Below are 6,686 nucleotides of genomic sequence, written 5' to 3'. Positions count from 1 at the left end.
GCTGCCAGGCCAGCACCTCTACGATGGTTCTCCCTACAGAGCGGAGAACTATGAACGAACAACCGCGGCCGCGCGCCAACAGCTGGCAGATCGCCAGCGTCTGGATCTCCGCCGCTGCCCTCTTGGTTGCTGCGGTCAGGGCAGCCATAGATCTGTGGCTGCTGTTCAGGTAACGGGACGGGCTTCCCGCTGTTCGAGGGAGGCTCAGTTGGTCTCCCACTTCCTTTGAACCGGAAAACTCTCGTCCGAACGATCCTGGAAGGTGTCACCTGCTTCTGCATAGTCAAGGAGCTTCTTCATCCCAGACCGCTCAGCCACGGATCTACTGCCGGACGTGACATCGGAGAAGATATCCCGCTTTTACACCCCATCAGAGACCAACGAGTCCAACTGCAGCTGCGCGTCCTGGCCTGCGGTACTCACCCTCGTGTAGGCAAGCATCCTCGTCCCGCGATACTGCCTCAAGAACCCGCCCACACAGCGCACGCGAGACATTTCACTGTGAGATGACTTGCTAAGACAGTACAGCGTGACGAGCGTTAGCGGACTATGGCGCTTTTCTGCAGCCAGCTATTGGCCGGGATCGGGACCATACCGGTGTCTCAATAACATTTAGATTTTCGAGACAGAAAACTAAGAGGCAAGCCGCGCAATCGCCTCCCGAACGGCGGAACTGAGCAGGAGGTTGCGGCATCCATTTCCTCCGGGCTCAGCCTGTTGCGGGACGTATCCAAAACCAAGTTCATACAAAGGGTCCGCGAACCCCAAAGACGCGCTGGCGCCGTCGTGCCCGAACGCGCGGTAGCTGCCGAATGGCATCCGGCTGTGCGACTTCATGAAGACAGTGGCAAAGCAACCGGTCTCGCCGAAGACGCGATCGATCCCGAACACCTGCTCAGCGGAAACCATCCGGATGGTCTCCTCCGTCAGGAAGGGTGCGACGTCGGCCTGACCGCCGGCCGCCAACCCCGTCACCGCTGCAGCGTAGATCCTGGCCATCCCCTCAGCGCTGGAAACGCCCGCTACCGAACTCATACCCGCGGCGCGGACCTCGCGGATGTTGGGAAGATCCAGGATGTCGCCCTCTGCAGCATTGGCCGCCAAACCGAAGTGGCTGGCGGGGTCCACCCACGGCGACGCGGGGTCGGCCGCCCAACGGAAAGGCGCGAAACGTTCTTCCTCAGCATCCGGTAGCCCAAGGTAGAAGTGGGCACCCGTCACGGACCGGATGCGCTGTTCGAAGACGTCCTGGAGCGTTGAACCGGTGATGCGCCGGCACAGCTCTTCCATGAAAATGCCGATTGTCAGGGCGTGGTAGCCGAACGCCGCGCCGGGCTTCCAGAGGGGCGGAAGTTTGGCGAGCTTCGCGGCCGCGAGTTCGGAATTGTTAACTTCCTCAAGGCTCACGCCTCCCTGGACGCCCAACAGTCCGGCCTGATGCGAAAGAAGTTGGGAAACACTGATGGAGGCCTTTCCTTCAACACCGAACTCCGGCCAATATTTGGCCACTTCCGCGTCGAGATCCAGTTCGCCGTCTTGAACCAGCAGAGCCATGACAAGGCCGGCCATGCCCTTGGAACACGAGAAAACACCCGTGACTGAATCAGGACGAATATGAGGCCCGCCGCTGAGATCCAGCACCTTGACGCCCCGATGGTACGCCGCCACTTGGGCGGAATATTCAGGGTCTCGTTCGAGGAAACTCTCGAAGAGCTCGGCTACGGATTCGAAACCTGGGGCGATCACCTGTGAATGCATCCAGACAGCCTACTTGGCCCGCACTCAACCTCTGGGGGTTTTCCACACCCAGGGCTCCCTCGGCAGCCTTCGGGGTTCGAATTCCGGTACGGCACCCTGCAAGGAACCAGCGGGTAATCCCAACGACTCAAGGAGGACGTCGCGTACGCGCTCCGCTGAAACTCCGACGGCGGCGAGGTCGCCCAGCGTCACTGCGCCATCGCGCTTTGCCAGCCTCACGCCGTCGTGGTTTACCACCAGCGGAACGTGGGCATATTCCGGGACTGTCAAGCCCAACAGGGTGGCCAAGTACGCCTGCCGCGGAGTGGACGGAAGGAGGTCATCGCCCCTGACCACCTGGTCGATTCCCTGGGCGGCATCGTCTACTACAACTGCCAGGTTGTACGCCGTGACGCCATCGTTGCGGCGCAGCACAAAGTCGTCCACCACACCCACGTAGGGGCCGCGCAACTGGTCCTCAACAGCCCACTGGGCGACCTCCGATCGGAGGCGGATCGATGCCGGACGCGACGCCCGGCGGATCTCGCGCTCAGCCTCGGACAGCCTCCGGCACGTACCCGGATACGCGCCTTGTGGAGAGTGCGGCGCAGACGGCGCTTCCTGGATTTCGCGGCGCGTGCAGAAGCACTCGTAGGTGCGGCCCTCGGCTGTCAGGCGCTCAATCGCTTCCTCGTACAGCGGTCCGCGCTCAGTCTGACGTACGACGGCGGCGTCCCAACTGACGCCGACCGCCTTCAGGTCGCGGAGCTGCTCAGCTTCCGCGCCGGACCGGGCCCGGTCCAGGTCCTCAACGCGCAGCAGGAAGTCACGGCCAGTCGATTTAGCGAAGAGCCAGGAGAGGATCGCCGTGCGGAGATTGCCTACATGCAGTGCCCCGGAAGGACTCGGGGCGAAGCGGCCTGCAGACGTCATGATCCAAGCCTATGCGTCCGCGCACAACACAAGAGCCCCTCAGCTACCGCAACGATCCGGTGGCTCAGGGGCTCTTGCTGTGCTGCCCGTCAGGACGGGCGGGTGCAGAATGACAATGCTGTGAACAAGAGTCAATCAGCGGCTGCTTCCTTGCGGGAAACCTGTACAGGGATCCGGGTGGTGTTCCAGGTGCCTGCTGCCTGCGGGATCCGGCGGTAGCCTCGCCCTGCTTCGTTGTCACCATTTCAGCAGTACGCATACAGTTGGTGCAATAGACGTGGCATTGAGTGGTCGATCTGACTAATCAGAGTTGAAATTGTAGACAGGAAGTGGTCATTTTGCAGGAACTCGACGCGACGGACCGCAGGATCATCGCCGCCCTTGATGAGGATCCCCGCGTCCCCATCATGGTCCTGGCCCAGAAACTGCACCTGGCGCGTGGCACGGTCCAGTCCCGCCTGGAGCGGATGACGGCGTCGGGAGCGTTGCGGCCCAACAGCAGCCGCGTGCTGCCCTCGGCACTTGGCCGGGGTGTGGCTGCTGCTGTGAGCGCCGAACTCGATCAAAGCCACCTTAATGAAGCCATCGCAGCGCTCCGGGAGATCCCTGAGGTACTGGAATGCCACGCTCCTGCCGGCGATACCGACCTCATCATCCGGGTGGTAGCCAAGAGCCCGGACGACCTCTACCGCGTCTCGGAGGAAATCAGGTTGTGCCCGGGAATTGTGCGCACGTCCACCAGTATGTTCCTACGCGAAGTGATTCCCTACCGGACTACCGGGCTCCTGAAGGAATAGCCTAGAAGGAATAACGCCGAGAAGGAATAACGCCTACACCGGCGGCCCAATGTTGGTCTTCAGGTTCTTCATCACCAACGTGGACGTGAGACGCTCAACAGCCGGCAGGGCTGCCAGTTCGTCGTCATAGAAGCGCTGGTAGGCAGGAAGATCAGCCGCGATGACCTTCAACAAATAGTCGGGAGAGCCGAACAGCCGCTGCGCCTCAACGATGTTGGGGCTTGCAGTCACGCGTTCCTCGAACTCCGCCATGATGGTGCGTTCCACCTGGCGGAGCGTGACGAACACGATTGCCTCGAATCCGAGCCCTACTGCAGCTGGATCGATGTCCGCGCGGTAGCCCCGAATCACACCGGAAGACTCCAGGTCCCGGAGTCTTCGATGGCACGGAGCCACCGTCAATCCCACCTTCGATGCCAAGGCGGTGGCGGTCATTCGACCGTCCTCCTGGAGGTGGCGCAAAATATTTTTGTCAATGTGGTCAATCACGCAATGATCTTACCCAAATAGTCGGTTTCAGGGATAAATCAGGGAACACTTATCGGGCGATTTTCCCTAGAGTTTTCCTACCCACTACATCCCTGGAGAGATCGTGAACCCACAGCTGTTCCTCGCCTTCATGCTCGTCGCAGTCTCGTTGGCCTGCACACCCGGCGTCGATTGGGCTTACTCCATCTCGGCTGGACTTCGTCAGCGCAGCTTCGTGCCTGCTGTCGCCGGGTTATGCAGCGGATATGTGGTTCACACAGTCCTGATGGCGGCAGGACTGGCGGCCCTGCTGGCGGGAGTCCCGGGCCTCCTGGGCTGGCTCACGATTGCCGGCGCCGCGTACCTGTTGTGGCTCGGCTTCACCACCGTGCGCTCATGGCGAGGGGCGAGCTTCAGCGCGGAAGGCGCCGTCGCGCAGTCAGGAAACCAGCTCCGTACGTTCTTCCAAGGCATGGGCACCAGCGGCATCAACCCCAAAGGCCTGTTGTTCTTTGTGGCGCTGGTGCCGCAATTCGTCAGCCCCGAAGCCGCACTGCCTGTTCCTGTTCAGTCCGGGTTGCTAGGGCTGACCTTCGTGATCCTCGCCGGTCTGGTGTACACCGGGGTCGCCTTGACCTCGCGGAAGCTGCTCGCTTCACGTCCCGGCGCCGCGCGCGTGGTGACGCTGGCCAGCGGGGTCATCATGATTGGGCTGGGAGCAGTGCTGTTGACGGAGCAACTCCTTCCCATCGTGGTGCGGGGCTAGGCGGCAAGTACCTCATCCAGCCGCTCGTACCCTTCGATCACGCCGTAGTTCATGCCTGTAGCCAGCGCCATGTCACGCGCTTCCACCGATGGGTAGACCTCGCGGACGACGATCCTGGTGCGACCGTCGATTTCCTCGAACCGCGTGGTGCTGATCCCCACCTGGCCCGGGGCGCCGTCGAATTCGAAGGTCATGATGATCAGCTCGTCGGTGTCTACGGTGTGGAAGACACCGCGGAATCCGTACATCGCATTGTCGTGGCCACTTTCGTAGTGCCAGCTGCCGCCGGTGGTGGCGTTGTATTCGGTGACGTTCAGCCTCGCGTCCCGCGGACCAAGCCACTTGGCCAGGAGATCCGGGTCCACGTGCGCCTTGAATACGGCACTGACTGGTGCATCGAATTCGCGGACAGTATCGACGAACGGAACGCCGTCATCAGCAGTGATTGCCGTTGGATTGCTCATTTCAATTCCTCTTCTTCTTTCTGTTGTGACCCCTGAGGGACCCCGGGGCCGGATTCGGCCAGGAGTTCGTCGAGCAGCCGGAAGCGACGCTCGGCGATCAGTCGATATTGATCTATCCACGCCGTCAGCTCTTCGAGGGCGGCTGCGTCCAGGTGCACTGGCCTGCGTTGGGCGTCGCGGGAGCGGGTCACCAGGCCTGCATGCTCCAGGACCTGGATGTGCTTTGAAACGGCCTGCTTGGTGATCGCAAAGGGCTCCGCCAATTCATTGACAGTTGCGTCTCCCCGGGACAGCCGGGCGACGATTCCCCGCCTGACGGGGTCAGCAAGGGCCATGAACGCCTTGTCCAGAGCGTCTGGATCCATAACCCTGCGCGACCTTTCTTTGTCAACCAAATGCTTTATCAATCACTTGGTTGATTACAAGGTTACGCTTGCATCAGCTCCTGCACAATGCCCCTATTCCCCGCTGAGCTGCCTGAAGTCGTTCTCCCACAAACGACGCATCTCTGCATCCTTCCGGATCACTTCCAAGGCCTCCAGCTCTGCCGGCGGGGCAGGGCGCCTGGAACGGGGAGTCAACGTCCGCCGACCTTGGTCCAGCGCGAGAAGGGCGCGGTCCGTGAGGGCATCATTACGCAATGCCAGGCTGGTCTTCCTCCGGCGAAGGACCTCTTTCAGCGCCGCCTGGGCCGATTCAAAATCGCCACGAGCCCGTTGCGACCTGGCCCGGATCAGCAGCAAGGCTGCCGAGAGATCATCCGTATTCAACAACCCCTCCGTACACATCACCACGTCCCTGTGCCGGTCCAGCGAAAACGCTGCGGTGCAGCGCGCCAGGGCTGAAGGCAACGACGGCGGCAAACCCACCACCGCTTCCAACGCCGCCTCGATCATTCCCATCTCCCGAAGGCAATGGGCCAGTGCGAGGAAGACGGACTCCTCACTGAACAAAACCGGGACTTCAATGCGTTCGGCCACCTCAACCCTGGTGACCACCTGCCCAAGGTAGAGAGCCGAGAACTGGCTCGCGTCGTCGTCGATCCTTGTGGTTAAGCCGCGCCGCAGCAACTCCGACGCCCGAAGATAGCCGCCGTGTTTGTACGCCAACAGTCCCGCCATCACGTAACACAAGCCCGCCCACCCCGGGTAGAGGCGACCCAGGGAGATAAGCCGATCAGGCTCCGTAGAGGTGAAAACGGCCTCATGCATTGCCTTGGCTTGCTTGGTGGACAGGCGCTTCAACCGGGGAACATCGCCCAGCACAGAAAGGCGGGCGGGGTCCCGGCCAGTCAGGACGCCGGACAGCACTTCACCCACGCCATCGGCCAATCCGCGGACGGGTGTGCGCACGTATCCTTCGCGGAAGGGAGTGAGATCCCGGGTGTCATGGAAGATCGATTGGAAATCGCCGTTGGGAGCCTGGCTCATGAACCCATGCTAACTGGCACCTCAGTGGCCATTCCCCTGCATTTGGAGGCATTTCAGGAGTATTATTGCGGCGTCGGCAAGGTTTTCCGAC

8 protein-coding genes and 1 pseudogene are annotated in these 6,686 nt (G+C 61.6%); 2 read left to right on the top strand and 7 right to left on the bottom strand.

From position 1 onward, the window contains the following. Positions 1 to 261: 261 nt before the first annotated feature. The 3 genes and pseudogenes from ABIE18_RS12255 to gluQRS form a co-directional block, all read right to left on the bottom strand. Positions 262 to 495, bottom strand: a pseudogene (locus ABIE18_RS12255) (recombinase family protein); the annotation flags it as partial. A gap of 138 nt (positions 496 to 633) precedes the next feature. Further along, on the bottom strand, positions 634 to 1,758 hold the full coding sequence (locus ABIE18_RS12250) for a serine hydrolase domain-containing protein (RefSeq protein WP_499723059.1): 1,125 nt from the start codon (positions 1,756 to 1,758) through the stop codon (positions 634 to 636). A 24-nt stretch (positions 1,759 to 1,782) separates the two neighbouring features. Next, complete coding sequence (gene gluQRS, locus ABIE18_RS12245) at positions 1,783 to 2,670, bottom strand: tRNA glutamyl-Q(34) synthetase GluQRS (RefSeq protein ID WP_499723057.1); 888 nt, start codon at positions 2,668 to 2,670, stop codon at positions 1,783 to 1,785. A 338-nt stretch (positions 2,671 to 3,008) separates the two neighbouring features. Here gluQRS and ABIE18_RS12240 point away from each other — a divergent pair, with 338 nt between their 5' ends. Next, positions 3,009 to 3,467 (top strand): Lrp/AsnC family transcriptional regulator, encoded by a 459-nt coding sequence (locus tag ABIE18_RS12240; RefSeq protein WP_431120058.1) that lies wholly within the window; start codon positions 3,009 to 3,011, stop codon positions 3,465 to 3,467. Between the two features lie 33 nt (positions 3,468 to 3,500). On the opposite strand, the gene ABIE18_RS12235 is transcribed toward ABIE18_RS12240, so the two are convergent. Beyond that, positions 3,501 to 3,956, bottom strand: coding sequence for an Lrp/AsnC family transcriptional regulator (locus tag ABIE18_RS12235; protein ID WP_431116996.1), 456 nt, complete (start codon positions 3,954 to 3,956; stop codon positions 3,501 to 3,503). A 103-nt stretch (positions 3,957 to 4,059) separates the two neighbouring features. Here ABIE18_RS12235 and ABIE18_RS12230 point away from each other — a divergent pair, with 103 nt between their 5' ends. Continuing rightward, a complete protein-coding gene (locus ABIE18_RS12230) occupies positions 4,060 to 4,701 on the top strand; it encodes a LysE family translocator (protein WP_499723055.1) in 642 nt (213 codons plus the stop codon). Here ABIE18_RS12230 and ABIE18_RS12225 read toward each other — a convergent pair. The 3 genes from ABIE18_RS12225 to ABIE18_RS12215 all read right to left on the bottom strand — a co-directional run bounded on the left by ABIE18_RS12225 (position 4,698) and on the right by ABIE18_RS12215 (position 6,595). After that, entirely contained in the window at positions 4,698 to 5,165 is a 468-nt protein-coding gene (locus tag ABIE18_RS12225) for an SRPBCC family protein (RefSeq protein ID WP_499723053.1), read from the bottom strand. The genes ABIE18_RS12230 and ABIE18_RS12225 overlap by 4 nt on opposite strands. Continuing rightward, complete coding sequence (locus tag ABIE18_RS12220; RefSeq protein WP_499723052.1) at positions 5,162 to 5,530, bottom strand: ArsR/SmtB family transcription factor; 369 nt, start codon at positions 5,528 to 5,530, stop codon at positions 5,162 to 5,164. Before ABIE18_RS12220 ends, ABIE18_RS12225 begins: the two co-directional genes overlap by 4 nt. Positions 5,531 to 5,623: 93 nt before the next feature. Further along, on the bottom strand, positions 5,624 to 6,595 hold the full coding sequence (locus ABIE18_RS12215; RefSeq protein WP_499723050.1) for a hypothetical protein: 972 nt from the start codon (positions 6,593 to 6,595) through the stop codon (positions 5,624 to 5,626). Positions 6,596 to 6,686 lie beyond the last annotated feature (91 nt).

Origin of the sequence: Arthrobacter sp. 2762 (assembly GCF_040548745.1) — a bacterium.
In the GTDB taxonomy this organism is placed as follows: domain Bacteria; phylum Actinomycetota; class Actinomycetes; order Actinomycetales; family Micrococcaceae; genus Arthrobacter.
This window is presented reverse-complemented; position numbering and strand designations above follow the sequence as displayed.

Coding starts and splice junctions, on each gene's coding strand:
- ABIE18_RS12220 (WP_499723052.1), bottom strand. CDS start 5,530: ATGGATCCAGACGCTCTGGACAAGGCGTTCATGGCCCTTGCTGACCCC.
- gluQRS (WP_499723057.1), bottom strand. CDS start 2,670: ATGACGTCTGCAGGCCGCTTCGCCCCGAGTCCTTCCGGGGCACTGCAT.
- ABIE18_RS12215 (WP_499723050.1), bottom strand. CDS start 6,595: ATGAGCCAGGCTCCCAACGGCGATTTCCAATCGATCTTCCATGACACC.
- ABIE18_RS12225 (WP_499723053.1), bottom strand. CDS start 5,165: ATGAGCAATCCAACGGCAATCACTGCTGATGACGGCGTTCCGTTCGTC.
- ABIE18_RS12250 (WP_499723059.1), bottom strand. CDS start 1,758: ATGCATTCACAGGTGATCGCCCCAGGTTTCGAATCCGTAGCCGAGCTC.